Below are 26,686 nucleotides of genomic sequence, written 5' to 3'. Positions count from 1 at the left end.
GGTCTCGTATTCCACATGCGCGGTCGAAATCGTGATGCCGCGCGCCTTCTCCTCGGGCGCGCCGTCGATCTGGTCATAGGCCCGGAAATCGCCGAAATACTTCGTGATCGCCGCCGTCAGCGTCGTCTTGCCGTGATCCACGTGACCGATCGTCCCGATGTTCACATGCGGTTTCGTGCGTTCGAATTTTGCCTTCGCCATCTTGCTGGCTCCTTTGATCGTGTGGGCGGCGGGAAACCTCCCGCCCTACAGGTGGTGGGTAGGGCGGGGTTCACCCCGCCATCCCGTCATATGCTGGTCGTCAGGCGTATTTGGCCTGAATCTCTTCCGAGATGTTCTGCGGCACCGGTTCGTAATGGTCGAACTGCATCGTGAACTGCGCCCGGCCCGACGACATGGACCGCAGCGTGTTGATGTAGCCGAACATGTTGGCCAGCGGCACGAAGGCGTTGATGACGTTCGCGTTGCCGCGCGTGTCCTGCCCCTGCACCATGCCGCGCCGCGACGTCAGGTCGCCGATGACGTTGCCGGTATATTCCTCGGGCGTGACGACCTCGACCTTCATGATCGGTTCGAGCAGCTTGGCTCCGGCCTTCTTCAGACCTTCGCGCATGCACATCCGGCTGGCGATCTCGAACGCCAGAACGGACGAGTCGACATCGTGGAACTTGCCGTCGAGCAGCGCAACCTTGAAGTCTATGACCGGGAAACCGGCCAGCGGGCCGCTGTCCATCACCGACTTGATGCCCTTCTCGACGCCCGGCACGTATTCCTTGGGCACGGCACCGCCGACGATCTTCGACTCGAAGCTGTAGCCCTCGCCAGGCTCGGTCGGGGAAATGGCCAGCTTGACCTCGGCGAACTGACCCGACCCGCCCGACTGCTTCTTGTGGGTATAGGTATGCTCGATCGCGCGACCGATGGTTTCGCGGTAGGCCACCTGCGGCGCGCCGATATTCGCCTCGACCTTGAATTCGCGCTTCAGACGATCGACCAGAATGTCGAGGTGAAGTTCGCCCATGCCCTTCATGATCGTCTGGCCCGATTCGATGTCGGTCTCGACGCGGAAGGACGGATCCTCGGCCGCGAGGCGCTGAAGGCCGGCCGACATCTTCTCCTGGTCGGCCTTGGTTTTCGGCTCGACCGCGATCTCGATGACCGGATCGGGGAAGGTCATGGTTTCCAGCACGACCTGCTTCTGCGGATCGGACAGGGTGTCGCCGGTGGTCGTGTCCTTCAGACCCGCCAGCGCGATGATGTCGCCGGCGAACGCCTCGTCGATTTCCTCGCGGTTGATGGCGTGCATCATCATCATCCGCCCGACGCGTTCCTTGCGGCCCTTCGTCGTGTTCAGAAGGCTGTCGCCCTTCTTCATCTTGCCCGAATAGATCCGGGTGAAGGTCAGCGAGCCGACGAAGGGGTCGTTCATGATCTTGAAGGCCAGCGCCGAGAACGGCTCGTCGTCGTCGGCATGGCGCGCGATGTTGCGGGTCTCGGTCTCGTCGTCCGGCGAGAAGCCCATATACGCGGGCACGTCGAGCGGCGAGGGAAGATAGTCGATGACCGCGTTCAGCAGCGGCTGCACACCCTTGTTCTTGAACGCGGATCCGGCGGTGACGGGCACGAACTTCATCGCCAGGCACCCCTTGCGGATCAGCTTGCGCAGCTCGGCCTCGTCGGGTTCCTGCCCGTCGAGATAGGCTTCCATCGCGGTATCGTCCATCTCGACCGCAAGCTCGACCAGATTGGCGCGCCACTCGGCGGCCACGTCTTTCAGCTCGTCGCGGATCGGCTGGCGGACCCAGGACGCGCCCAGATCCTCGCCCTGCCAGACCCATTCCTCCATCGTCACCAGATCCACGATGCCTTCGAGGTGATCCTCGGCACCGATGGGCAGCGCGATCGGCGCGGGGGTGGCGCCGGTGCGGTCCTTGATCATGCGCACGCAGTTGAAGAAGTCGGCGCCGACCTTGTCCATCTTGTTGACGAAGACGATGCGCGGCACCTTGTAGCGGTCGGCCTGGCGCCAGACGGTTTCGGTCTGCGGCTCGACCCCGGCATTGGCATCGAGCAGCGCGACGGCGCCGTCGAGCACGGCCAGCGAGCGTTCCACCTCGATGGTGAAATCGACGTGGCCGGGTGTATCGATGATGTTGAAGCGATACTTGGTGTCGGACGTGCCTTCTGCGGTCGGATCGTTCTGACGCTGCCAGAAGGTCGTCGTCGCGGCGGACGTGATGGTGATGCCCCGCTCCTGCTCCTGCTCCATCCAGTCCATGGTCGAGGCGCCTTCGTGCGTCTCGCCCATCTTGTGGTTCTTGCCGGTGTAGAACAGGATCCGCTCGGTCGTGGTGGTCTTGCCGGCGTCGATATGCGCCATGATCCCGAAATTACGGTAGCGCTGGAGGGGATAGTCGCGGGGCATTGATGCGTCCTCGTGTCTCTGGGGGCCGCTGGTCGGATTACCAGCGGTAGTGGCTGAACGCCTTGTTGGCATCGGCCATCTTGTGGGTATCTTCGCGCTTCTTCACGGCCGAACCGCGACCCTGGACAGCATCGACCAGCTCGCCGGCCAGACGCTCTTCCATGGTGTTCTCGTTGCGGGCGCGGCAGGCGTTGATCAGCCAGCGGATCGCCAGCGCCTCGCGGCGCTCGGGGCGCACCTCGACCGGAACCTGATAGGTGGCACCGCCCACGCGGCGCGAGCGCACCTCGACCGACGGCTTGATGTTGTCGAGGCTCTCGTGGAAGACATCCACGGGCGACTTCTTCAACCGGCCCTCGACGCGCTCGAACGCGTTGTAGACGATCCGTTCGGCGACGGATTTCTTGCCGTCAACCATCAGGTTGTTCATGAACTTGGTCAGAACCTTGTCGCCGTATTTGGCGTCGGGCAGGATTTCGCGCCTTTCGGCGGCGTGACGACGGGACATCTGCTATACCTCTTATTTCGGCCGCTTCGCGCCGTATTTGGAACGGCGCTGCCTGCGGTCCTTGACGCCTTGGGTGTCGAGCACGCCGCGCAGGATGTGGTAGCGAACGCCGGGAAGGTCCTTCACGCGGCCGCCGCGGATCAGCACGACCGAGTGTTCCTGAAGATTATGCGATTCGCCCGGAATGTAGCTGATGACCTCGAAGCCATTGGTCAGGCGCACCTTGGCGACCTTCCGCATGGCCGAGTTCGGCTTCTTCGGCGTCGTGGTATAGACACGCGTGCAGACGCCGCGCTTTTGCGGGCAACCTTCCAGGTGCATCGACTTGGACCGTCTGACTTTCGGCTCCCGCGGCTTGCGGATCAGCTGTTGGATCGTGGGCATTCGGCTATCGTTCCTCGGTGTTGCAACACTTGCATCCTTGGGGCGCGCGCACCCCGGTTCATCCTTACGCGTCCCGCGCGTCCGCAAAACGCAAACACCGCATCGCCCCCTCGCCGGGAACTGCGGTCTGGTTCCAGAGGATCGGGGCGCTGCCCGGATCGTGACCATCGGCTCTGTGAAAACGGGAACGGACTACGCCCGACCCCGAGTTGGCGCCGTATAGGGGATGCGTTAAGGGGTGTCAACACGGCCCGGCCCGGCATTGCCAGAAGCCGGAAGGCCCGCATACCAAGCGGCAAGCGCCGCGATGTCGGCATCGGTCAGGGCCTGCGCGGCCTTCGCCATCAGGTTCGACCGCACCCCCCCGCCCCGCGCACCGTCGCGCCACAGGTCAAGCTGCGTGCGCAGATAGGCGGCATGCTGGCCGGCCAGCGGCGGGAAGGCGGCGTTTTCGGCGGGTCGGTCCGGGCCGTGGCAGGCCGTGCAGGCCGGAACGTCGCCGGTGCCCCGCCGTGCCAGACGGGCGCCGGCATCGGCCAGCGCCGGATCGCCGCCGATGCCCGCGCCGCCGGCGGGCCGGGCGGCGAACCACGCGGCCAGATCGCGCAGCGCGCCCGGATCGAGCCGGCGCGCTGCTTGGTGCATGAAGCCGCTGTCGCGCCTGCCGTCGCGATAGGCGGCCAGCGCCGCCGTCATGTAGTCTGCGGGCAGAATGTCGAGGCGCGGGACCATCGGCCAGTCGCTGCGCCCCGAGGCATCGTGGCAGACGGCGCAGAAAGACAGCCCCGCCGGACCGTCCCGCGACGCCGAGGCGCGCGGTTGCGGCGCGGTTCCGGCGCGCACCCGTTCCAGATAGGCCACCAGCGCCCATGCCTCGTCCGGGCGGGCGGCGGGCCAATGGGGCATCCCGCTCATCTTCACGCCCTCACGGACGATCCAGTAGAGGTGGCGGGGATCCCAGTCCAGAATCGCGTCGGTCACATACGGCGGGCGCGGGTTCATCGACAAGGCGGTGGCGCTCTGCACGTCGCCAGGGGTGGCGTGGCAAAAGGCGCAGGCAGTGGCAAAATGCGCCGCCCCCAGCTCGGCAAGGCCCGGTGCGGAAAGGTCTGGCACCGCGTCGGGACCGGGCGCGCGCAGCCGCACCGACTGGCGATAGGTCGTGTGCAGCAGCCAGCCGATGCCCGGCAGATGCCCGGCCCGCGCCGACACGTTGTAAAGGCCGAAGCCCACGATGGCCGCCCCGGCAAGGGCGCCCGTCAGCACGGCGGCGGCAAGGGTCAGCAAGACGATTCTCATGCGGGGGCGTTCCGCAACGCGCCCGACACGCGTGCCAGCCCGGCCACCAAATAGATCGGCGTGCCCAGGGCCAGCATCAGCAGGCCGCCCGCCTGCTGGCCGGTCAGGTCGGGCGCGACGCCACAGACGGCGGCATAGACATCGCGCGGCGCGAGAATCAGCAGCGCGCCCAGGGCCGTCATGTGCATCGAGGTCAGCAGAAGCGCAGCCGCGCCGACCAGCGGCGGCGCGGTCAGCGCGCCCGCCCAGACGCCGAGGCCGACGGCCAGAAACGCCAGCTGCTCGGCCGTCAGACCGACGGGATCGGTGCGCGCCCAGGCGTGCATCGCAGGCAGGTGCCAGCCCCAGATCATCGCGAACTCGACCGCGGCGGCCAGCAGCGGCGCGCCGCCGAACAGGACGGCAAGACGCGGCAGGCCCAGCACAAGCAGCGGGGCCGCCACGGCGACCAGCCCGACATGGCGCAGCATGTGAACGGGAAACGCGCGCCCGATCAGCGCGTCGAACGGCAAAAGCCACAGCGCGCCGAGGACGGCCAGCCCGGCCAGAGCGCAGGCCGTCCTCATCGGCAGGCCTGCACGAAGACGACCGGCAGGCCGGTATAGACCACGCCGACGAAGCTGACGATCGACAGAAGGAACGCCGCATGGCCCAGGAATTGATGGCGGTCCTCGTGGTTGGCGCCGGCGTTCTCATAGTCGCGGTCGCCCAGATAGTCCCATTGCCGCCACGACCGCCATCCAAGCCAGCCGATCGCGGCAAGGACCGCCAGCGTCACCACAGCGAAGCCCAGCCGCAGCGGTGCGATGTCCTGCCCCTTTGCCGCGACCTTGGCGCACCAGATCGCCGCCACGCCGTAGCTGCCGGCGAAATGCAGCGCCCAGAGCGCCGGGCCGAAAGTGATGCGCCAGAGGCTCTCGGATGCCTCGGCGAAAGCCTGGCGATCCTCGTCGGGGCGGGGCGACGTGGCGTCGTGGGAACGGGCGGGGTCGGTCATGCCAGCAACCTCGGCGCGATGCCCAGAACGGCGCAGGCGGTCAGCGCCGTCAGGGCGAGGAAGTGCCAGTAAAGCGTGACGTTGCACAGATCGGCGTCGTAGTCGGGCGTCAGCTTGCCCGCCACGAGACCGGCGATGCAATAGCCCTGCATGATCGCCCCGACGCCGCCATGCGCGCACAGCCAGACTGCCAGCGCCCACAGGATCGCCGGATAGACATGCGCGGCAGGGTCCAGTGCCAGGACCGACAGCAGCGCCGCGCCGCAGCCCGCAACCGTCAGGACGAAGCCCGCGGCCAGCAGCGCCATCGCCCGGCCCCGCGATCCGGCGCGGTTCGACTGCCGGGCGACAAGCGTAGCGGCCCAGGACAGCCCGAAGGCCAGCGCCGCCGCCGCGACCCAGAACGGAGCAGCGTGTTCGGCGCCGGCGGGCGGAAAGTCGGGCCGCGCGGTCCAGTAGAAGAAGAAGCCGAAGACCAGCGACGCGAAGGCCGTCGCGTCGCCCAGCATGGTGATCCACATGCCCCACCAGCCCGGCGCATTGACGCCGCTGGCATAGGTCGGCAGGCGCAGATCCAGCCCCGCGTCGCGGACCGGAATCTCGGGCGGTCGGGCCGTCGCCGTCCACAGCCACCAGATGATCGCCGCCACGGCCAGCACCGCGCAGACCACCGCCGGCGCATAGAGGTGAAAGGTCGGGAAGATGAATGCGCCGCCGGTAAAGATCGCGGCCAGATGGGTAATCCAGGTCGGGCCGGTCACGGTCTGGATGTGCAGCGGCCGCGCGTCGATCACGCTTGTCACCAGCGTTTCGCGCGCGCCCGTCTCGGCGTCGGGCAGATAATAGCGCCCCGCATCCATCCGCGCGACGATCCCCTCCTGATCCCAGAGCGGATAGCGCGTGGTGACGTAGGGGATGGACCGCGCGCCCCAGGCTTCTTCGGGGATGTCATGCGACCATTCCAGCGTCCCCGCCTGCCAGGGATTGCGCGGGATGTCGCCCCGGCGCCCCATAGACCGCAGAAGATCGTAGACGAAGACCGCGAAACCGCCCGCGATCACGAAGGCGCCGAGAGTCGAGATCATGTTCCACAGGCCCCATCCCGACGCGGCCGGATAGGTGAAGACGCGGCGCGGCATCCCTTCCAGCCCGGCGATATGCATCGGAAAGAAGGTGACGTTGAAGCCGACGAAGATCAGCCAGAACGCGATGCGGCCCAGCCTTTCGGACAGCAGACGCTTGGCGATGAACGGATAGAAGTAATAGACCCCGCCGATCACCGGAAAGACCATCCCGCCGAACAGCGTGTAGTGCAGGTGCGCCACGATGAAATAGGTGTCGTGGACCTGCCAGTTGAAGGGCACGATCGCCAGCATCACACCGGTCAGGCCGCCGGCGACGAAAATCGCCAGCGCGCCCGCGATCCACAGCATCGGCAGCGACATCCTGACCCGGCCCACCATCAGCGTCGCCACGAAGGCGAAAAGCTGGATGCCGGTCGGGATGACCACGGCCTCGCTCGCCGCGGAAAAGAACCCCAGCGAGATCGTGGGCAATCCGGTCGTGAACATGTGGTGGACCCACAGGCCGAAGGACAGGAACCCGGTGCCCACCGCCGACAGGACGATCCACGAATAGCCCACCACCGGACGGCGCGCGACGGTCGGCACGATCATCGCTGCGATGGCGATGGAGGGCAGGAACACGATGTAGACCTCGGGGTGACCGAAGATCCAGAACAGGTGCTGCCAGAGCAGCGGATCGCCCCCGCGTTCGGGATCGAAGAACGGCCAGTCGAACGACCGTTGCAGCTCGAACAGGAAATCGCCGGCGATCAGCGGGGGAAAGGCGAACAGGATCATCCCGCCCACGACCAGAACATACCACGCGTAAAGCGGCATGATGTTGACGCGCATTCCTGGCGGGCGGCATTTCAAGACGCCGACGATCAGCTCGACCGCCGCGGCGATGCTGGCGATCTCGATGAAGCTGAGACCCAGAAGCCAGATGTCCGACCCGATGCCCAGTTCGCGTGTGGCGAGCGGCGGATACATGAACCACCCGGCCTTGGGCGCGGCATCGAACAGAAGCGATCCCATGACGAAGGTGCCGCCGATCAGGAAGCACCAGTATCCATAGGCCGACAGGCGCGGGAACGGCATGTCGCGCGCGCCCAGGAAAGCGGGCAGGATCAGGATCGAGAACGCCTCGAACATGGGCACGGCAAAGAGGAACATCATCGCACTGCCGTGCATCGTGAAGAACTGGTTGAAGCGGTCGGCGTCCAGAACGCCGTTCTGCGGGACGGCAAGCTGCACGCGCATCGCCAGCGCCAGCAATCCCGCGATCAGCATGAAGCCGAAAGCGGTCAGCGTGTACCAGACGCCCACTTCGGAATTGTTGACCGCCGACCAGTAGCGCCAGCCTTGCGGCGTGCGCCAGGCGGCGCGCAGCCGGTCGGCCTGGGCCTCTTGCAGATCGGACGGCACCGGTCGGGCCAGCATTTCGTCGGTCGGGGGATAGGGTCCTTCGGGCCGGGGCGCGCGGGGGGCGGACGCGGTCATTTCAGCCCCTCCAGATACCGGCCCAGATCGAGAAGCGCGTCGGGCAAAAGGTGATCGTATTGCGGCATCTCGACATCCGGTTTCAAATGGCCGGTCCGCCCGACCCAGAGCGCCAGATCCGCCGCCGTCACCGGCAGAAGGGCGGCGCCGATGCTGTGGCGGCTGCCAACATGCGTCAGGTCGGGCCCGACGCGGCCCAGCGCCGGCGTTCCGCGCACCGTATGACAGGCACCGCAGCCTTCGGCCGCGAAGATCCCCGCACCCCGACGCGCGGCTTCGGTCGCGGGCGGCACGGCGTCCGACGCGGCATGTCGCAGCCACTCGTCAAACAGGTCCGGCGCCATCGTCTCGACCTCGAACGCCATCAGGGCGTGGCTTGCGCCGCAGAATTCGGCGCATTGGCCCCGGAACAGGCCGGTTTCGGCAGGCTCCAGCGTCATGACGGTCTCGCGTCCCGGTATCATGTCGGTCTTGCCGCCCAGCGCCGGGATCCAGAACGAATGGATGACCTTGTCGGCGGTCAGGCGAAATTCGGTCCGGCGGCCGGCTGGCAACCGGACCTCGTTGGCCGAGACGGCGCGGTTGCCCTGGGGCGTCTCGTAGGTCACGCGCCACCACCATTGCTCGCCCCGGACATGCACGACCAGACCGTCGCCGCCGGTGCGCTGCGAGGACATCAGCGGCAGCGAGTAGGACAGCAGCCCGGCCAGCACGAAGGTCGGAAACAGCACGCCGCCGCCGACGATCAGGGATTCGGCCCAGCGGCGCGGCATATGCGAAACGCGAAAAACCGTGACGTAGAGAAACAGGCCCGCCACCAGCAGCCACAGGATCACCGCGCCGGTCAGCATGCCCAAGAACAGCCGGGCGATGACGGCGGCGTCCTGCCCTGCCGGATTCAGCACCGCCTGCCGCCCCTCGCACGCCCCCAGCAGCGCCAGCATCGCCAGACATCCGGCCGCGCGCCGGCAGGCGGCGGCGGTCTGGCGGTTGGTCTGGGGCATGCATGCGACCGGCATGACGGCCATCACATCCCGTTCGGCGCCGCCGTGCAAGTCCGTCCGAACGTCACCGGGATGGCGGCCGCGTCATTCGCCGTCGCCCGAATGGCGGCCCGGAATGTGGTGCCGGCGGGTGCCCGCGCCGGGCCAGGTGTCGATGGCCTCCAGCGCCTCGGCGGCCGTCTCGACGAAGCGGAACAGACCCAGATCGTCGGGCGCGATGGTGCCGGCATCGGCCAACGCCTGCCAGTTGACGATGTCACGCCAGAAATCGCCGCCGAACAGCAGCACCGGCACACGCTCCATCCGGCCGGTCTGGATCAGTGTCAGCGTCTCGAACAATTCGTCCAACGTGCCGAAACCGCCGGGAAACACGCAGATCGCCCGCGCGCGCATCAGGAAATGCATCTTGCGGATGGCGAAATAGTGGAAGTTGAAGCACAGGCCCGGCGTCACGTATTCGTTCGGCGCCTGTTCGTGCGGCAGCACGACGTTCAACCCGATGGACCGGCCGCCTGCCTCGGCCGCGCCGCGATTGCCCGCCTCCATCACACCGGGGCCGCCGCCGGTGACGATCACGTCCTGCCGCCCGCCGGATCGCAGGCTGCGTTCCGTGACCGCGCGGGCGAAATCCTGCGCCTGCACATAGTGCCGGGACAGGTCGGCCAGCGTCTCGGTCCGGGCGGCGTCGCGGTTGGCGGGCGCGGGAATACGCGCGCCGCCGAACATCACGATGGTCGATTCGATGCCGGCCTCGGCCATCGTCATCTCGGGCTTGAGCAGTTCCAGTTGCAGCCGCAGCGGGCGCAGCTCGGGCCGGCAGAGGAAATCGCCGTCCGCGAAGGCCAGCCGGTAGGATTGCGCGCGCGTCTGCGGCGTGTCGGGGATCGTCCGGGCAGTCTCGATATCCTCGTGCGCGTGGCGGAACGGGGATTGGGGGTCGTCATTCATCGGGGCCTCGGCGTTGCGCGTGCGACCTTCCGGGGCTTATAGGCTGGGGACACCGGAAACCAGCGCAATGACCCGAGGATCCCCGATCAATGCCGCACGATGCCCTAGAAGCCGCCATCGAATCCGCTTGGGAAGGCCGGGACGCCATCCATCCCGGCACCAGGGGCGAGCCGCGCGAGGCGATCGAGACGACGCTGGACGCGCTGGACAGCGGCGATCTGCGCGTGGCCGAGAAGCGCGGCGACGACTGGCACGTCAATCAGTGGGCCAAGAAGGCGGTGCTGCTGTCGTTCCGCCTGAACGACATGGAGGCGATGTCGGGCGGGCCGCAGGGGGCGCACTGGTGGGACAAGGTGCCGTCGAAATTCGCGGGTTGGGGCGACAACCAGTGGCGCGCGGCGGGCTTTCGCGCCGTGCCGGGGGCCATCGTGCGGCGGTCGGCCTTCATCGGCAAGGGCGCGGTGCTGATGCCGTCCTTCGTCAATCTGGGCGCGCATGTGGGCGAGGGCGCGATGGTCGATACCTGGGCCACCGTGGGATCGTGCGCGCAGATCGGCCGCAACGTGCATCTGTCGGGCGGCGTCGGCATCGGCGGCGTGCTCGAGCCATTGCAGGCCGGTCCGACCATCATCGAGGACGATTGCTTCATCGGCGCGCGGTCCGAGGTGGTCGAGGGCTGCATCGTGCGGCAAGGCAGCGTTCTGGGGATGGGCGTCTTCATCGGCAGATCGACCCGGATCGTTGACCGCGAGACCGGCCATGTCACGTTCGGCGAGGTGCCGCCCTATTCCGTCGTGGTCAGCGGATCGCTGCCGTCCAGCGGCGGCGTCAACCTTTACTGCGCCGTGATCGTCAAGCGCGTGGACGCGCAGACGCGGTCGAAAACGGCGATCAACGACCTGCTGCGGGCCTGAGCCGCCTGCCGTGATCGGCGCGCTGCCTCTCTGGGCGCTGCTGGCCGTCTTCGCGCTGGCCGGTGCGGTCGTCGTGGCGGCGTCGATCAAGGCCACCGCTTTGGCCGACATCATCGCCGACCGCACCCGGCTGGGCGAGGCGCTGGCCGGCGGGCTGATCCTGGGCGGGGCCACGTCGCTGTCGGGCATCGTCGTGTCCGTCGATGCCGCATGGCAGGGCGATGCCAGCTTCGCCTTCGCCAACGCCGTGGGCGGGATCGCGGCGCAGACGCTGTTTCTGGCCGCCGCGGACCTTCTGCATCGCGAGGCCAATCTGGAACATGCCGCGGCCGAGCCTGCGAACCTGTTCCAGGCGATCATGCTGCTGATCCTGCTGTCGCTTGCCCTGTGCGCGGTGGCGGGGCCGGATCTGGCCTATCTGGGCGTTCATCCCGCATCCATCGTGCTGTTTCTGGCCTATATCGCGGGGGTGCGCCTGTCGGCGGCGGTCAGGGACGATCCGATGTGGCGCCCGGTGCAGACGTCGGCCACCCGCACGGACGAACCCGAAGATGCGGACGAGGCGGCGAAATCCGCGCTGCGCCCCGCCATCGTGTTTGTCGCGCTTGTCCTGGCGATGGGGGCGGCGGGATGGGTGATCGCGCAGGTGGGCGGCACGTTCATCGCCCGGTTCGGGCTGAAATCGTCGCTGGTCGGATCGCTGGTCACGGCGGTGGTCACGTCGCTGCCGGAACTGGTGACGACGCTGGTGGCCGTCCGGCGCGGCGCGCTGCAACTGGCCGTGGGCGGCATCATCGGCGGCAACACCTTCGACACGCTGTTTCTGGTCTTTTCGGACGCCGCCTATCGCGAGGGGTCGCTTTATCACGCGGTGGGGGCGGGCGACCTCTATTGGCTGGGAACCGGAATGCTGATGACCGCGATATTGCTGGCGGGGCTGATCCTGCGGCAGCGGGCCGGTCCCGCGCGGATCGGCATCGAATCAGTGTTGCTGGTGGCGGTCTATGCCATGGCTTCGATATACGAATTGTTTGGATAAGGGGACAGGATCATGGAAGGACTTGGGTGGATCGCGGCGATCATCGTCGGCGGGCTCGCCGGCTGGATCGCCGAGAAGATCATGAAGGGCGATCACGGGCTGCTGACGAACATCGTCCTCGGCATCGTCGGGGCGCTGGTGCTGAACTTCATCCTGACGCTGATCTTCGGCGCCACGCTGGGCGGATGGATCGGACAGTTGATCATCGGCATCATCGGCGCCTGCCTGCTGATCTGGGGCTATCGCGCCATTAAGCGCTGACGCTTGCGCCGTGCCCCGCAGGATGGCATCCCGCGGGGCATGGCGAAACCGAACCGCACGCAGCACGTTTATACCCTTCTGGTCCAGGTCGGACGCGCGCCCGATGACGGGCTGCCCGCAGGGGCCACCGGCGCGGCACTGCTGTGCTATGCCGCCGGCGTGGACGAGGCCGAGGCCGTGCGTGAAACCGTCGCCATTCTCAAGCAGGCCGATCTGTCGCCGCTGGACGTGACCGGCCACGGCACCGCCGAGGAACGGCTAAGGGACGGCCACGACATCGACGCGGACGAACGCGCGCTGATGGATCGCGCGCTGGCCGAGAACGCGGTGATCGTCGCGCAGATGACCCCCTTCTTCGACGATCCGGCTGGGCACGATGATACCTGATTCCGTCGATCTGACCGCGGCGCTGATCCGCTGCCGGTCCGTCACCCCGGCGGATGGCGGTGCCGTCGCGCTGCTGGCGGATCTGCTGTCGGCGGCGGATTTCGTCTGCACGCGGTGCGACAGGAACGGCATTGCCAACCTGCATGCCCGATGGGGGACGGCCGGGCCCGTCATCGGCTTCAACGGTCATACGGACGTGGTGCCGGTGGGCGACCCGGCTGCCTGGACGCACGACCCCTTTGGCGGGGTCATCGCGGACGGGCGCCTGCACGGGCGCGGCGCGCAGGACATGAAATCCGGCGTCGCGGCCTTTGTCTGCGCCGCGATCGCGGCGGCACAGGACGCGCCGCGCGGATCCATCGTGCTGACGATCACCGGCGACGAGGAAGGCGACGGCATGGACGGCACGCGCGCGATCCTCGACTGGATGGCGGCCAATGGGCAGACGATGGATGCCTGCATCGTGGGCGAGCCGACCTGCCCCACGATGATGGGCGAGATGGTCAAGATTGGCCGGCGCGGGTCGATGACCGGGCACGTCACCTGCAACGGCCGGCAGGGCCACGCCGCCTATCCGCATCTGGCGGTGAACCCCGTCCATGCGCTGTCGGCGCTTGTCGGGCGCCTGACCGGCGATCCGCTGGATGAAGGGACCGAGGCGTTCGATCCCTCGACCGTGCAGGTCACGGGATTCGAGACCGGCAATGCCGCCAGCAACGTCATCCCCGCGACGGCCCGCGCGATGGTCAACGTCCGCTTCAACGATGCGCATCGGGCGGACGATGTGCGTCATTGGGCCGAAGGTCATGCCGATTGGGTGGCGGCCGAGACGGGCGCGCGCTTCGACTGGCGCTGGCAGATTTCGGGCGAGGCATTCGTCACCCCGCCGGGCCCGTTATCCGATCTCGTGGTCAGCGCGGTCGAGGCCGAGACGGGGCGCAGGCCCGTCCTCAGCACCAGCGGCGGGACGTCCGACGCGCGGTTCGTCAAGGACATCTGCCCGGTGATCGAGGTGGGGCTGGTCGGCGACGCGATGCACCAGACGGACGAAAGCGTGCCGGTGGACCAGATCGTGCAACTGACGGCGATCTATCGCCGGATCGTAACGGACTTTCTCGCATGACCCTGCTGATCGGTGTGACCGACGACCTGGAAACCTGCCTTCATCTGCGGCGCGTCGTGTTCATGGACGAACAGAACGTCCCCGAAGCGGACGAGCGTGACGGCCGCGACGGCGATGCCGTGCATCTGCTGGCCCGCAAGGACGGGATCGCGGTGGGGTGCGCGCGCATCCTGCGAATGGGCGATACCGGCAAGATCGGCCGGGTCTGCGTGTTGCCCGGCTGGCGCGGTACCGGACTGGGCCGGGCGCTGATCCTTGCCTGTCTCGACGTTCTGCGGGCCGAAGGCATGGCCCGCGCCAAGCTGGGCGCGCAGGTCCATGCGCTGGGCTTTTACGAACGGCTGGGCTTCGTCGCCGAGGGGCCCGTCTATGACGATGCCGGGATCGCGCATCGCGACATGGTGCGCGATCTGCGGGCGTGATAGCAGGGCCGCATGGCCCGCATCCCCGACAAGTCCGAGATCCTCGCGTGGATCGCCGAAAACCCTGCCGAGACCGGCAAGCGCGACATCGCCCGCGCCTTCGGCATCAAGGGCGCCGACCGCGTCGAGCTGAAGCGCATCCTGCGGCAGATGGAGGCCGAGGGCCATCTGACCAGGCGCCGCCGGTCCTGGCGCGAAGCCGACGCGCTGCCGCCGGTCAGCGTATGCGAAGTGCAGGGGCCGGACGCCGGGGGCGACCTGCATGCCCGTCCGCTGGAATGGTCGGGCGACGGGGTCGAGCCGCGCATCTTGCTGGTGCTGCGTCGGTCCGACCCTGCCCTGGGCGCCGGCGACCGGGTGCTGCTGCGCCTGCAACGTGTCGAGGGCGAGGCGCATGCCTATGAAGGCCGCCTGATCCGCCGCATCGGCACCACGGCACAGCGGATGCTGGGCGTGTTCCGCGCATCGGCCGAAGGGGGCCGCATCCTGCCCATCGACAAGGGCGACGCGAAGGAATGGGTCGTGCGGCCCGGCGACACGCACGGCGCCAAGGACGGCGAACTGGTCGAGGCGGAACAGGCCGGCCCGAAGGACCGGCTGGGCCTGCCGCGCGCACGTATCGTCACCCGGCTGGGCGATCCCGGCGCGCCCAAGGCGGTGTCGCTGATCGCCATCCACCAGCACGGCATCCCCGACACGTTCCCCGACGACGCCATCGCCGCCGCCGACGCCGCGCAGCCCGTGCAGCTCGGGCAGCGCACCGATCTGCGCGACCTGCCGCTCGTCACCATCGACCCGACGGATGCGCGCGATCACGACGACGCGGTTCACGCCGCCCCCGACGACGATCCCGCCAATCCGGGCGGCCACGTGATCTGGGTCGCCATCGCCGATGTCGCCCATTACGTCCCGCCCGGCGGCGCACTGGACCGCGAGGCGCGCAAGCGCGGCAATTCCACGTATTTCCCCGACCGCGTGGTGCCGATGCTGCCCGAGGCGCTGTCGGGCGATCTGTGTTCGCTGCACGAAGGGGCGGATCGCGCCTGCATCGCCGTCCGCATGGTGCTGGACGCGCGGGGCGCCAAGCGGTCGCACCGCTTTCACCGCGCGCTGATGCGCAGCCGCGCGTCGCTGACCTACGAGGACGCGCAATCGGTGCGCGACGGCGCGCCCTCCGACCCCGCCGCGCCGCTGACCGCCGAGATCGGCGCGCTTTTTGACGCCTACGACGCGCTGCACGAAGCGCGGCAGGCGCGTCAGCCGCTGGATCTGGACCTGCCCGAGCGCCGGATCGAGCTGTCACCCGAGGGCCGGGTCACGTCGGTGGCCTTCCGCGAAAGGCTGGACGCGCACCGGCTGATCGAGGAGTCCATGGTGCTGGCCAACGTCGCCGCCGCCGAGGAGCTTTCGCGCCGCAAATCGCCCCTGCTCTACCGCGTGCACGAGGAACCCAGCCCCGAAAAGCTGGAGGCGCTGCGCGAAACGGCCGTCGCCAGCGGCTTCGTTCTGGCGAAGGGGCAGGTCTTGCAGACACGGCACCTGAACCGGCTGCTGGAACAGGCCGAGGGCGGCGATTTCGCCGAACTGATCAACATGGCGACACTGCGGTCGATGACCCAAGCCTATTACTCGCCCGAGAATTTCGGCCATTTCGGGCTGGCCTTGCGGCAATACGCGCATTTCACCTCGCCCATCCGCCGCTATTCCGACCTGATCGTGCACCGCGCGCTGATCGCCGCGCATGGCTGGGGCGACGATGGGCTGTCCCCGGACGAGATCGACGCGCTGGACGCCACCGCCAAGCATATCAGCGAGACCGAGCGCCGCTCGATGCTGGCCGAACGCGACACGACCGACCGCTATCTGGCCGCCTACCTGTCCGAACGCGTGGGAAGCGAGATGCCGGGCCGCGTGTCGGGCGTGCAGAAATTCGGCCTGTTCGTGCGGCTGGACGAAACGGGGGCCGACGGGCTGGTGCCCATCGGGTCGGTCGGCGGCGAATACTGGATATATGACCGGGACGCGCAGACGCTGATGGGGTCCGATTCCGGCCGGGTGCTGGGCGTCGGACAGCGCGTCACCGTGCGGCTGGCCGAAGCCAGCCCCGTGACCGGCGGCCTGATCTTCGATCTGCTGGAGGTCGAGGGCGCCGCCCTGCCCCGCATCGGACGCGGCGCGCGCGGGCGCCCCGTGCGCCGGGCACCGGGACGGACGAAGCCCAAGGCCGACAAGGCCAAGCGGAAGGTGAAGCGGACGCGGAAATGACCCGCCGCCGGCGCGGCGCCTACGGGACGGCTGGCCCTCGCCCGCCAGAACGGTATCGTTGCCGCAAAGCACCCGGATGCCTGCCTTGACCGAACCCGTCCCGTCGCCCTTTTCCGTCCCGATCTTCCGCAACGTCTGGCTGGCGTCGATGTCGTCGAATTTCGGCGGGCTGGTGCAGGCGGTGGGCGCGTCATGGCTGATGACCTCGCTTACGTCGTCGGCGCAGATGGTGGCGCTGGTGCAGGCATCGACGGCGCTGCCGATCATGCTGTTCTCGCTGGCCGCGGGCGCCATCGCCGACAATCTGGACCGCCGCCGGGTGATGCTGGTGGCGCAGTGCTTCATGCTGGTGACATCCGCGCTGCTGGCGTTCTTCGCCTGGAACGAATGGCTGTCTCCCCTGGGCCTGCTGGCCTTCACCTTTGCCATCGGCTGCGGCACGGCGCTGAACAACCCGTCTTGGCAGGCATCCGTCGGCGACATGGTGCCGCGCAGCGCGCTGCCGGGGGCGGTGGCGCTGAACTCGATGGGGTTCAACATCGCCCGATCGCTCGGTCCGGCCATAGGCGGCGGCATCGTCGCCGTGGCGGGGGCGGCGGGCGCGTTCGCGGTCAACACGCTCAGCTATGTCGGGCTGATCGTCGTGCTGGCCCGGTGGCGTCCCGGCATGCCCCGGCGCGTTCTGCCGCCCGAACGCATCGACGTGGCGATGTCGGCGGGCCTGCGATACGTTGCGATGTCGCCCAATATCCGCACCGTGCTGTTACGCAGCTGCGTCTTCGGCGTTGCGGCGGCCGCCATTCCCGCGCTGATGCCGGTGGTGGCGCGCGACCTCGTGACCGGGGGGCCGCTGACCTATGGCATCCTTCTGGGCGCGTTCGGCGTCGGCGCGGTGATCGGCGCGCTGTCGTCGGGCCGTCTGCGCGCCCGACTGACGACGGAAAGCATCGTCAGGCTGGCCTCGCTGGCGCTGGTGGCGGGCGCGGTCGGCGCATCGCTGAGCCGCAGCATGGCCCTGACCGCGCCCGCGCTGATGCTGGCCGGGTCGGGCTGGGTGCTGGCGCTGTCAACATTCAACGTGACCGTGCAGCTTTCCAGCCCCCGCTGGGTCGTGGGCCGGGCGCTGGCGCTTTATCAGATGGCGGTCTTCGGCGGGATGGCGGGCGGCGCCTGGGTCTTCGGCTGGGTGGCCGAGGCGCATGGCGTCAGCCAGGGATTGCTGGCGGCGGCCGCGGCGCAGGCGCTGGGCGGATTGCTGGGCTACGTCATGCCGGTTCCGGGCAGCGGGCATGACGATCTGGCGCCGCTGAATATGTTCCGCGAACCGCAGACCGCGGTGCCCGTCCATGCGCGATCCGGCCCCATCGTCATCACCATCGAACACCGCATCGCCGAAGCGAACGTGCCCGCCTTCCTGGCGGCGATGAACGAAAGGCGGCGCATCTTCCGGCGCGACGGCGCGCGGCGCTGGACGCTGCTGCGCGATCTGGGCGACCCCGAACTGTGGATCGAACGCTTTCACATGCCCACATGGCTGGAATACCTGCGCGACAGCCACCGGATGACCAAGGCCGACCTGGAGAACGCCCAAGTCATCCGTGCGCTGCATATCGACCAGCACGAACCGCGCATCCACCGCATGATCGAACGACCCGTCGGCTCGATGGCGGTGTCGGGACGCGAGATGGGGGACGTGATGACCGACACGACGCGCGCAAGCTGACCCGTTGACCGCCCGCCGCCCCGCCCTTAGCGATGAAACGACAAAGGACAGACCATGACACATCCCGACCGCGCGCTGATCGTCATCGACATGCAGAACGATTTCTGCCCCGGCGGCGCGCTGGCCGTCGCGGGCGGCGATGCGCTGGTGGACGGCATCAACGCCGCGATGGACGATTTCGGTACCGTCATCCTGACGCAGGACTGGCACCCGGCCGATCACGCGTCGTTTGCGTCGAACCATGCGGATGCGCGGCCGATGGACTCGGTCGAGATGCCCTATGGCGCGCAGATTCTCTGGCCCGACCATTGCGTGCAAGGCACCCACGGCGCGCGTTTCGTGCCCGGCCTGCGCACCGACGGCGATCTGATCCTGCGCAAGGGGTTCAACCGGGCAATCGACAGCTACTCCGCGTTCTTCGAGAACGACCGCACCACGCCCACGGGGCTGGAAGGATACCTGCGCACGCGCGGCATCGGGGATCTGGTGCTGGCCGGGCTGGCGCTGGATTTCTGCGTCGCCTATTCCGCGCTCGATGCCGCGCGGCTGGGCTTCGGCGTCACCGTGCGGACCGACCTGTCGGCAGCCATCGACCATGACGGATCGCGCGCGGCGGCACTGGAACGGATGCGCGATGCCGGCGTGACGATCGCCTGAATTGGACATCAAGGCGCTTTTTCTCGGACTTGCCTTCGCGGTCATGTGGTCGTCGGCCTTCGCGTCGGCGCGCATTGTCGTCAGCCATGCGCCGCCCCTGACGGCGCTGGCGATTCGCTTCGCGATCTCGGGCCTTATCGGCATCGCCATCGCCCGCGCGCTGGGGCAATCCTGGCGGCTGACCCGCCCGCAATGGCGCGCGACGGTGATCTTCGGCCTGTCGCAGAACGCGCTCTATCTGGGACTGAACTTCGTGGCGATGCAGCGGATCGAGGCCGGGCTGGCCGCCATCGTCGCCAGCACCATGCCGCTGCTGGTGGCGCTGGCCGGATGGGCGTTTCTGGACGAACGGATCCGGCCCCTCGGGGCTGCCGGACTGGGGGCGGGGCTGGCGGGCGTCGCGATCATCATGGGCAGCCGCCTGTCGGGGGGTGTCGACGTGACCGGGCTGGCGCTGTGCGTGCTGGGCGCGCTGGCGCTGACGGTCGCCACCCTATCGGTGCGGGGCGCCACGGCGGGCGGCAACGTGCTGATGGTGGTCGGGTTGCAGATGCTGGTGGGCAGCGCCGCGTTGAGCGTTGTGGCGCTGCTGACCGAAACCTGGTCGGTGGACTGGTCGGCGGAACTGATCGCCGCGTTCCTTTATACCACCCTCGTGCCGGGTCTGCTGGCCACTTTCGTCTGGTTCGTGCTGGTCGGTCGGATCGGCGCGGTGCGCGCGGCGACGTTCCACTTCCTCAACCCGTTCTTCGGCGTGACCATCGCAGCGCTGGTCCTGGGCGAAGCGCTGCATCCCATCGACCTTGTCGGCGTCGCGATCGTCATGGCGGGCATCCTTGCGGTGCAATTGTCGCAAGTCCGCGTCAGGGAAGCCGCCATTCGACGATCTGCGTCCGCTGAAGGACGTTGAAATTGTCGTCGGAAATCATCGTCAGCCGCGTCGCACCCCTATCGTCGCGCCAGACGGCCATTCCTTCCAGATTGTCGAACTGACCGGGCCGGGTGGTCAGCACGATGTCGGCCCCGCAGGTCTCGGTATCCAGCCTGCGCACCCGTGCGGCAAAACCGAACGGCCCGAAGAACGCCCGTTCCAGCATGTAAAGCATCCCGTCGGGTCCGAAATCCAAGCCGACGGGCCGGAACGTGCCCGACCTGGGCAGATCGCAGCCCCGCTGCCAGCTATTCCCATCGAAGCGGTAGAACGCGGTGACGGATCCGCCCTCTGGCGTCGTCCACAGGGCCCCCTCGTCATCGACGGCCAGACCCTCCATCCCGCCGTTCTCGGGGAAATCCGCGAAATCGGGATGGACCGGCAGACGCTTCAGCCGACCGTCCTTCAGAAAGCCAATGCGGTGGTCGCGCTCGAACGAGATGTAAACCGTGCCGTCCGGCGCCAGCGCGATCCCTTCGGCATCGGACGCGCCTTCGGGCAGCGGCCGGCCGCCCTTGCCCAGCAGCGCGGCAGGCCGCCGCGCATCGATGCCCGCCACGATGCCGTCCTCGCGCACAAAGCGGCCGCGGATCAGGCTGCCGCGGTCGGACACGGCGACGAAATCGCTGCCATCGGGCGCCATGTCGATCCCCGACCAGCCGCCGAACTTGCCGCCGACCCCGTCCCAATCCCATGCGCCCAGGAACTCGGCCGCATGAAGCGGCGCGGTCCAGAGCAGCAGGGACAGGATCAGCGCGCCAGAACGGCTTGGCATTGCTGCGGCAGATCGGCCATCGTCAGGTCGCGCCGGGGTTTGGGCGGCGGCGCGTTCGGATCGCGCGGCCGGGCCGGCGGCGGGTTGAGGATGTTGTTCACCCAGGCCTGCGCGTCGGCGCATCCGTCCCCCGGCGGAATCGGATCCTGCGCGACACAGCCCGAAGCCCCCGCCGGACAGTTCAGCCGGACGTGGAAATGATAGTGATGCCCCGCCCAGGGGCGCACCTTGCGCAGCCACGTCCGGTCGCCCGTCTCGTCCGCGCACATCCGAACCTTGGCGCCCGGAAAGATGAAGATGCGCGCGACGCGCGGATCGCTGGCGGCGGCCTTGACGATCTCGTGCTGGATGCGCGACCAGCGGTCGTTGGTGAACGCCCCGCCCGCGCGCCGAAAGCTGACCGCGCTCAGCGATTCGCGCTGGCCTTGCGACAGGCCCAGCGTGGCGGGCATCAGCCAGATGTCGGCATCCAGCCCGATCTGATGACTGGCATGGCCGGTCAGCATCGGGCCGCCGCGCGGCTGGCTCATGTCGCCGACATAAAGGCCGTTCGTTCCCGGCAGCGCCGCCGCCTTGCGCGACAGATCCTGCACGAAATCTACGGTGGTCGGATGCGCCCAGTTGCGGTTGCGCGACAGCCGCATCGCCTGCCATGTCGGCCCCGTCTCGGGCAGTTGCGCGCCGCCCGCAAGGCATCCCTTGGAATAGCCGCCATAGGGCGCGGGCGGAAGGGACGCCGCCGTGGGCATCGACCCGAACAACTGCTTGGCCACGCCGCTGCGCGTCACCTGCGGGGCTGGCGGTTCGGGCACCGTCGCGCCGCCTCCGCAGGCGGCAAGCAGCGTCAAGGCCAGCAGCAATCGTTTCATGCGGGATCTCCCTCGGGTTTCACCCAGAGTAGCAGCAGCAATCCGCCGGCGAACAGCACGATCAGCGGCGCGATGCCCCATTGTTGCGATCCGGTCAATGCGGTCGCGACGCCGATGGACAGCGGCGCCAAGAACGACGTGGCCTTGCCCGACAGCGCGTAGAGACCGAAGGCTTCGGCCATGCGGCCGGGATCGGCCTGATGCACCATCATCGTGCGGCTGGCCGCCTGCAACGCGCCGCCCGCCGCCCCGATGGCCGCGCCGATCCCCATGAAAACCGCGTCGGGCAGGCGCGATCCCTCCGCGACCGTCAGCCCGAAGACCGCATCGCGCGACACGAACATCGCCGCCAGCACGACTGCGATCAGCGCCGCCACCCCCGCGACGATCACCGGCTTGGGTCCGAAGGCGCGGTCGGCCCGCCCGCCGATCCAAGCGAAGATCGCGCCGGTGACGACCGCCAGGATCCCGAACGTGCCCGTCTGCACGACCGACCAGTCCAGCACCCCCGCCGCGAATATCGCGCCCAGCGCATAGGTGCCGTTCAGCCCGTCGCGATAGAACATCGACGCACCGAGAAAGGCGAACCGGCTGGGCGTGCGCGGCAGTCGCCTGATCGTCGCGCCCAGCCCCGCCAGCGCCGCGCGCACCTGCACGACATCGGCCCGCCCCGTCGGCTTGGGGTCGCGCACCCACGCGAAGAACGGGATCATGAATACCGCATACCACAGGGCCGTCAGCGGTCCGACCGCGCGCGTGCCTTCGCGCTGCGCGGCGTCCAGCCCCAGCACTGGGTCGATCCCGATCAGCGTGCGCCCCGTCGCGCCGTCCTCGGCGAACAGCGCCAGCATCGCCACCAGCGCCACCAGCCCGCCGACATAGCCGAAGGCCCAGCCGTCGCCCGATATGCGCCCCAGTTCCTCGCGCGGGGCGAGGTCGGGCAGCATCGAATTGGTGAAGATCGTCGCGAATTCCATCCCGATCAGGCCCAGCGCGAAACCGGCCATCACCAGCCAAAGGCTGAAACTGCCTGGCGCGGCGAACCACAGCGACGCCGCCCCGAAAACGTAAAGGGCCGAGAACAGCCAGATCCATCGCATCCGCCCGCCGGTCCGGTCGGCGATGGCGCCCAGCACGGGGGCCAGAACGGCGATGACGATACCCGCCGCGGCGATGCCGAACCCCCAGACCGCCTGCGCGCGCGTGCCGTCCCCCAGCAAGTCCTTGACGTAGGGACCGAAGATGAAGGTGATCAGCAGCGTGTTGTAGGGCTGGCTGGCCCAGTCGAAGAAATACCAGCCCCAGATGCGCTTGCGCCGGGTCGCCGTCGCCGGCGCCGTCACGGGGCGGACGGCGGCGATGGCGGCATCGGCGGCCAGGGGCGCTGCGCCTCGGCCTTGACCCAGGCCGTCACCCAATCCGGCAAGGGCGGGCTGGCGCCTTCGTGCGCCATGGCGACCGCCGCTTCGTCCATCGGCACCAGTCCCTTGGCGCTGGTGACGGCGGTGCGCAGCAGGACATGGCTCGTCGCCTCGTCGCCGCGCCACATGGATTGTTCGAGATAGAGAAAACGCGCGTCCCAACCGATGATCCGGCTGCGCATCTCGAACCGGTCGAACATCCGTACCCTGCGGCGATAGCGCACCGAAGCGCCCGCGATGGTCCCCGCCCAGCGGCGGCGGCGCATCAGGTCGATCACGCCGATCCGCATGAACAGCGTCACCCGGCCCAGATCGTAAAGCGTCAGCGTGCGGCCGTTGTTCAGCTCACGCCACAGGTCGATGTCCCACGGCCAGCAGACATGCTGGCTGACATGCGTGTCGAAGAGGCCCAGCCGGGGGCTGCGGCGGAACTTCGACAGCTCCTTGACCATGCGGATGACGGGATACATGCGGCCCTCCTTGTCGCGCGACTGGTGGCGACAGGGCTGCGGGGCGTCAACCTTGCCGTTGCGTTGCACAGGCCATAGGTAGCGGTGGCAATCAACAGGCAGGCGCGATGACTTCCCTTTTCCAGATCCTGATGCTGATCCTCGACGTGGTGTGGTTCATCCTGATCGCCCATATCATCATGTCGTGGCTGATCAACTTTCAGGTGCTCAACGTCCGTCAACCGCTTGTCGGCCAGATCTGGTATGGTCTGAACCGCCTGCTGGAACCGCTTTACGGCCCGATCCGGCGCGCATTGCCGGCAATGGGCGGCCTCGATCTGGCGCCGCTGGTGGTGCTGGTGGGGATCTACGCGCTGCGTATCGTGCTGGTAAACAACGCCGCCGCCTTTTACTGACGGATGGACGGCACCGTCGATCCTGCCGCCGCGACCGATGCCGCGCGCGACCTGCTGGCCTCGGTCTACGGCTTTGCCGATTTCAGGCCGGGCCAGGCCGAGATCGTCGCCGCGGTCGCCGCCGGACAAGAGGTTCTGGCGATCCTGCCCACGGGCGCCGGCAAATCGCTGTGCTTCCAGTTGCCCGCGCTGATGCGGCCCGGCGTGACGCTGGTCGTGTCGCCGCTGATCGCGCTGATGCGCGACCAGGTGCGTGCCTTGCAGGCGGCGGGCGTCGTCGCCGGCGCCCTGACCAGCGCCAATACCGACGCCGAAACCGATGCCGTCCATGCCGCGCTGGCCGACGGAACGCTCAGGCTGCTCTATCTCGCTCCCGAACGGCTGGTCTCGGCCCGCACGCTGCTGGCGCGCGCGAACGTCACCGCCATCGCCGTGGACGAGGCGCATTGCGTCAGCCAGTGGGGCCACGATTTCCGCCCCGACTACCTTCAGATTGGCGCGCTGCGCAAATCCCTGGGCGTTCCGCTGGCCGCCTTCACCGCCACCGCCGATGCCGAAACGCGGGACGAGATTGTCGCGCGCCTGTTCGACGGGGCGCAGCCGCGGGTGTTCCTGCACGGCTTCGACCGGCCCAACATCCATCTGGCCTTCGCCGCCAAGGACCGCCCGCGCGCGCAGATCCTCGACTTCGCCGCCGCGCGGCGCGGTCAGTCGGGCATCGTCTATTGCGGGACGCGCGCCAAGACCGAGGGCCTGGCCCGCGCCATGGCCGAGGCGGGCCATCCCGCCTGCGCCTATCACGGCGGGATGGAGGCCGAGGCCCGGCGCGCGGTCGAGACGCGCTTCGCGGTCGAGGACGGGCTGATCGTCTGCGCGACGGTGGCCTTCGGGATGGGCGTGGACAAGCCCGACATCCGCTGGGTCGCCCATGCCGATCTGCCGAAATCCATCGAAAGCTATTATCAGGAAATCGGGCGCGCCGGCCGCGACGGCGCCCCGGCGGAAACGCTGACACTATTCGGTGCAGACGATATCCGCCTGCGCCGCTCGCAGATCGACGAGGGGCTGGCCCCGCCCGAACGCAAGGATGCCGACCACGGGCGCCTGAACGCGTTGCTGGGTCTGGCCGAGGCGCTGGCATGCCGCCGCGTCCAGCTTCTGGCCTATTTCGGCGAAACGGCCGAACCTTGCGGCAATTGCGACCTCTGCGATACGCCGCCGCTGACCTTCGACGGCACCGAATCCGTCCGCATGGCCCTGTCCGCCGTTCTACGCACTGGCGAATGGTTCGGGGCGGGGCACCTGATCGACGTGCTGACGGGCAAGGCCACGCCCAAGGTCCGCGAACGCGGTCACGATGCGCTGCCGACCTTCGGCGTGGGCAAGGCCACGCCCCCGCGCGACTGGCAGGACGTGTTCCGTCAGATGATGGGCCGCGACCTGCTGCGCCCCGATCCCGAACGCCACGGCGCGCTGCGGATGACCGACGCCGCCCGGCCGCTGCTGCGCGGCGAGGCGACGATCGAGCTGCGGCGCGAAACGGCGCGCGCGGCGCCCCGCCCCGCCGTCAAGGCGCTGGTCGCGGACGAGGATGCGCCGCTGCTTTCGGCGCTCAAGGCGCAGCGGCGCGCCTTGGCCGAAGCGGCGCGCGTGCCCGCCTATGTGATCTTCACCGACCGCACCCTGGTCGAGATGGCCGAACGCCGCCCCGCGACGCTGGACGCGATGGCGCGGATCGGCGGCGTCGGCGCGGTCAAGCTGGAACGCTTCGGCGCTGCCTTCCTCAAGGTCATCACGGGGGCCGAGCCTTCGCCCGTCCATCCCGCCCGGCGCAAACTGGCCGGTCGCGCCGCCGGGTCGCTGTTCGACAGGTTGCAGGAAACGGCGTCGCGGCTGGATCGGGGCAGCGACGGCACCGGCCGCTTCGTCGACTGCCGCACGACCACCGTGCGCTGGATCGCCGAACATCGGCCCGCCTCGCTCGATGCGCTGGGCCGCGCGCCCGGCATGGGACCGCGGCAGATCGACAGGTTCGGTGCCGCCTTTCTGGAAATTATCGCCGAGGGCTGAGGCCCCGCAGATCGAGGGATGGGCATGCTCGTCGTGATTTCGCCGGCCAAACGGCTTGACTGGAACGGCCCGACCGCGCCGATGACGGTTCCCCAGTTGCAGGCCGAGGCCGATGCGCTGGCGGCGCAGATGCGTACGCTGTCGGCGGCCGACCTGAAGGCGCTGATGCATCTCAGCGACGATTTGGCCCGCCTCAACCGCGACCGCTATGCCGCCATGACCGACGCGGACGGCCGGAACGGCGAAGCAGACCTGCGCCCGGCCGCGTTGGCCTTCGCCGGCGACACCTATCGCGGGCTGTCCGCCGCCACGCTGGACCGGCGCGCGCTGGCCTATGCCGACGACCATCTGCGCATCCTGTCGGGTCTTTACGGCGTCCTGCGGCCCAGAGACGGGATCGCGCCGCATCGGCTGGAAATGGGAACGCGGCTGGCGACCGACCGGGGTGCGACGCTTTACGATTTCTGGGGCGGCCGGATCGCCGCGGCCCTGAACGCGCAGGCCGATGCGACGGACAGCACGGTTCTGCTGAACTGCGCCAGCAAGGAATATTTCGCCGCGATCGACAGCGCCGTGCTGCGGTCCCGGATCGTCACGCCGCAATTTCTTGAGGAACGAAACGGCGCGCGCAAGGTCGTCAGCTTTCACGCCAAGCGGGCACGGGGGGCGATGGCGCGCTTCGTCGTGGAAACCCGCGCCCGCGACGAGCGCGACCTGCGCGACTTTGCGGCGCTGGGCTATCGGCACGACCCGGCGGCGTCCCGGCCCGGCATGCCGGTCTTCGTCAGGGATGCCGGCCCGACCGCCTGACCCATCGCTCACGGGACCGGCGCTG

The 26,686-nt window shown here is 68.5% G+C and carries 27 protein-coding genes; 13 read left to right on the top strand and 14 right to left on the bottom strand.

Going from position 1 to position 26,686, the window contains the following annotated elements; translation table 11 throughout:
- From OCGS_RS05275 to OCGS_RS05230, 10 genes are all read right to left on the bottom strand, one after another.
- Positions 1 to 201, bottom strand: a 201-nt coding sequence (locus tag OCGS_RS05275) for a GTP-binding protein (protein ID WP_040610553.1), incomplete at its 3' end; no start/stop codon positions are given.
- A 100-nt stretch (positions 202 to 301) separates the two neighbouring features.
- Positions 302 to 2,425, bottom strand: a complete 2,124-nt coding sequence (gene fusA, locus OCGS_RS05270; RefSeq protein ID WP_007426199.1) for an elongation factor G — start codon at positions 2,423 to 2,425, stop codon at positions 302 to 304.
- A gap of 37 nt (positions 2,426 to 2,462) precedes the next feature.
- A complete protein-coding gene (gene rpsG, locus OCGS_RS05265) occupies positions 2,463 to 2,933 on the bottom strand; it encodes a 30S ribosomal protein S7 (protein ID WP_007426198.1) in 471 nt (156 codons plus the stop codon).
- Between the two features lie 12 nt (positions 2,934 to 2,945).
- Positions 2,946 to 3,317: a 30S ribosomal protein S12 gene (gene rpsL, locus OCGS_RS05260; protein WP_007426197.1), complete on the bottom strand. Its 372-nt coding sequence runs from the start codon at positions 3,315 to 3,317 to the stop codon at positions 2,946 to 2,948.
- 231 nt (positions 3,318 to 3,548) lie between these two features.
- On the bottom strand, positions 3,549 to 4,616 hold the full coding sequence (locus OCGS_RS05255; protein WP_007426196.1) for a c-type cytochrome: 1,068 nt from the start codon (positions 4,614 to 4,616) through the stop codon (positions 3,549 to 3,551).
- Entirely contained in the window at positions 4,613 to 5,182 is a 570-nt protein-coding gene (locus tag OCGS_RS05250) for a cytochrome c oxidase assembly protein (protein ID WP_007426195.1), read from the bottom strand. Before OCGS_RS05250 ends, OCGS_RS05255 begins: the two co-directional genes overlap by 4 nt.
- Complete coding sequence (locus OCGS_RS05245) at positions 5,179 to 5,613, bottom strand: hypothetical protein (protein ID WP_007426194.1); 435 nt, start codon at positions 5,611 to 5,613, stop codon at positions 5,179 to 5,181. Before OCGS_RS05245 ends, OCGS_RS05250 begins: the two co-directional genes overlap by 4 nt.
- Positions 5,610 to 8,177, bottom strand: a complete 2,568-nt coding sequence (gene ctaD, locus OCGS_RS05240; protein ID WP_007426193.1) for a cytochrome c oxidase subunit I — start codon at positions 8,175 to 8,177, stop codon at positions 5,610 to 5,612. The genes OCGS_RS05245 and ctaD overlap by 4 nt, the downstream gene beginning before the upstream one ends.
- Positions 8,174 to 9,181, bottom strand: coding sequence for a cytochrome c oxidase subunit II (coxB, locus tag OCGS_RS05235; protein WP_052026130.1), 1,008 nt, complete (start codon positions 9,179 to 9,181; stop codon positions 8,174 to 8,176). The genes ctaD and coxB overlap by 4 nt, the downstream gene beginning before the upstream one ends.
- An 84-nt stretch (positions 9,182 to 9,265) precedes the next feature.
- Complete coding sequence (locus OCGS_RS05230; RefSeq protein WP_007426191.1) at positions 9,266 to 10,129, bottom strand: LOG family protein; 864 nt, start codon at positions 10,127 to 10,129, stop codon at positions 9,266 to 9,268.
- A gap of 89 nt (positions 10,130 to 10,218) precedes the next feature.
- On the opposite strand from OCGS_RS05230, the gene dapD reads away from it, so the two are divergent.
- The 10 genes from dapD (at position 10,219) to OCGS_RS05180 (ending at position 19,830) form a co-directional block, all read left to right on the top strand.
- Entirely contained in the window at positions 10,219 to 11,043 is an 825-nt protein-coding gene (gene dapD / locus OCGS_RS05225) for a 2,3,4,5-tetrahydropyridine-2,6-dicarboxylate N-succinyltransferase (RefSeq protein ID WP_007426190.1), read from the top strand.
- Positions 11,044 to 11,053: 10 nt separating this feature from the next.
- Complete coding sequence (locus OCGS_RS05220) at positions 11,054 to 12,082, top strand: sodium:calcium antiporter (protein WP_007426189.1); 1,029 nt, start codon at positions 11,054 to 11,056, stop codon at positions 12,080 to 12,082.
- Positions 12,083 to 12,094: 12 nt separating this feature from the next.
- Positions 12,095 to 12,343, top strand: a complete 249-nt coding sequence (locus tag OCGS_RS05215; protein WP_007426188.1) for a GlsB/YeaQ/YmgE family stress response membrane protein — start codon at positions 12,095 to 12,097, stop codon at positions 12,341 to 12,343.
- A gap of 39 nt (positions 12,344 to 12,382) precedes the next feature.
- Positions 12,383 to 12,730 (top strand): hypothetical protein, encoded by a 348-nt coding sequence (locus OCGS_RS05210; protein ID WP_007426187.1) that lies wholly within the window; start codon positions 12,383 to 12,385, stop codon positions 12,728 to 12,730.
- Entirely contained in the window at positions 12,720 to 13,853 is a 1,134-nt protein-coding gene (gene dapE, locus OCGS_RS05205; RefSeq protein ID WP_007426186.1) for a succinyl-diaminopimelate desuccinylase, read from the top strand. Before OCGS_RS05210 ends, dapE begins: the two co-directional genes overlap by 11 nt.
- Complete coding sequence (locus OCGS_RS05200) at positions 13,850 to 14,275, top strand: GNAT family N-acetyltransferase (protein WP_007426185.1); 426 nt, start codon at positions 13,850 to 13,852, stop codon at positions 14,273 to 14,275. The genes dapE and OCGS_RS05200 overlap by 4 nt, the downstream gene beginning before the upstream one ends.
- 12 nt (positions 14,276 to 14,287) lie before the next feature.
- Positions 14,288 to 16,540: a ribonuclease R gene (rnr, locus tag OCGS_RS05195; RefSeq protein WP_007426184.1), complete on the top strand. Its 2,253-nt coding sequence runs from the start codon at positions 14,288 to 14,290 to the stop codon at positions 16,538 to 16,540.
- 76 nt (positions 16,541 to 16,616) lie between these two features.
- Positions 16,617 to 18,263 (top strand): MFS transporter, encoded by a 1,647-nt coding sequence (locus OCGS_RS05190; RefSeq protein WP_040610552.1) that lies wholly within the window; start codon positions 16,617 to 16,619, stop codon positions 18,261 to 18,263.
- Positions 18,264 to 18,317: 54 nt separating this feature from the next.
- Positions 18,318 to 18,920 carry a bifunctional nicotinamidase/pyrazinamidase gene (gene pncA / locus OCGS_RS05185; RefSeq protein ID WP_007426182.1) on the top strand — a complete coding sequence of 201 codons (603 nt, stop codon included), beginning with the start codon at positions 18,318 to 18,320 and terminating at the stop codon, positions 18,918 to 18,920.
- A gap of 1 nt (position 18,921) precedes the next feature.
- The gene (locus OCGS_RS05180; RefSeq protein WP_007426181.1) at positions 18,922 to 19,830 is read left to right on the top strand and encodes a DMT family transporter; all 909 of its coding nucleotides are present in this window, start codon (positions 18,922 to 18,924) and stop codon (positions 19,828 to 19,830) included.
- Here OCGS_RS05180 and OCGS_RS05175 read toward each other — a convergent pair.
- The 4 genes from OCGS_RS05175 to OCGS_RS05160 are packed head-to-tail and all read right to left on the bottom strand — an operon-like array spanning position 19,784 to position 23,386.
- Positions 19,784 to 20,626 carry an esterase-like activity of phytase family protein gene (locus OCGS_RS05175; RefSeq protein ID WP_007426180.1) on the bottom strand — a complete coding sequence of 281 codons (843 nt, stop codon included), beginning with the start codon at positions 20,624 to 20,626 and terminating at the stop codon, positions 19,784 to 19,786. The genes OCGS_RS05180 and OCGS_RS05175 overlap by 47 nt on opposite strands.
- Positions 20,602 to 21,495, bottom strand: coding sequence for a penicillin-insensitive murein endopeptidase (gene mepA / locus OCGS_RS05170; protein WP_007426179.1), 894 nt, complete (start codon positions 21,493 to 21,495; stop codon positions 20,602 to 20,604). The genes OCGS_RS05175 and mepA overlap by 25 nt, the downstream gene beginning before the upstream one ends.
- Positions 21,492 to 22,838, bottom strand: a complete 1,347-nt coding sequence (locus OCGS_RS05165) for an MFS transporter (protein ID WP_007426178.1) — start codon at positions 22,836 to 22,838, stop codon at positions 21,492 to 21,494. The genes mepA and OCGS_RS05165 overlap by 4 nt, the downstream gene beginning before the upstream one ends.
- Positions 22,835 to 23,386, bottom strand: a complete 552-nt coding sequence (locus tag OCGS_RS05160; RefSeq protein ID WP_007426177.1) for an acyl-CoA thioesterase — start codon at positions 23,384 to 23,386, stop codon at positions 22,835 to 22,837. The genes OCGS_RS05165 and OCGS_RS05160 overlap by 4 nt, the downstream gene beginning before the upstream one ends.
- A gap of 107 nt (positions 23,387 to 23,493) precedes the next feature.
- On the opposite strand from OCGS_RS05160, the gene OCGS_RS05155 reads away from it, so the two are divergent.
- The 3 genes from OCGS_RS05155 to yaaA are packed head-to-tail and all read left to right on the top strand — an operon-like array spanning position 23,494 to position 26,661.
- On the top strand, positions 23,494 to 23,781 hold the full coding sequence (locus OCGS_RS05155) for a YggT family protein (RefSeq protein WP_007426176.1): 288 nt from the start codon (positions 23,494 to 23,496) through the stop codon (positions 23,779 to 23,781).
- Between the two features lie 3 nt (positions 23,782 to 23,784).
- Complete coding sequence (gene recQ / locus OCGS_RS05150; RefSeq protein WP_007426175.1) at positions 23,785 to 25,851, top strand: DNA helicase RecQ; 2,067 nt, start codon at positions 23,785 to 23,787, stop codon at positions 25,849 to 25,851.
- A 24-nt stretch (positions 25,852 to 25,875) separates the two neighbouring features.
- Positions 25,876 to 26,661 (top strand): peroxide stress protein YaaA, encoded by a 786-nt coding sequence (gene yaaA, locus OCGS_RS05145; RefSeq protein WP_007426174.1) that lies wholly within the window; start codon positions 25,876 to 25,878, stop codon positions 26,659 to 26,661.
- The last annotated feature ends 25 nt before the right edge of the window (positions 26,662 to 26,686 follow it).

It is taken from the genome of Oceaniovalibus guishaninsula JLT2003 (assembly GCF_000299575.1).
Lineage (GTDB): Bacteria > Pseudomonadota > Alphaproteobacteria > Rhodobacterales > Rhodobacteraceae > Palleronia > Palleronia guishaninsula.
Note: the sequence above shows the minus strand (reverse complement) of the source record. Positions and strands in the feature narration are given on the sequence as shown.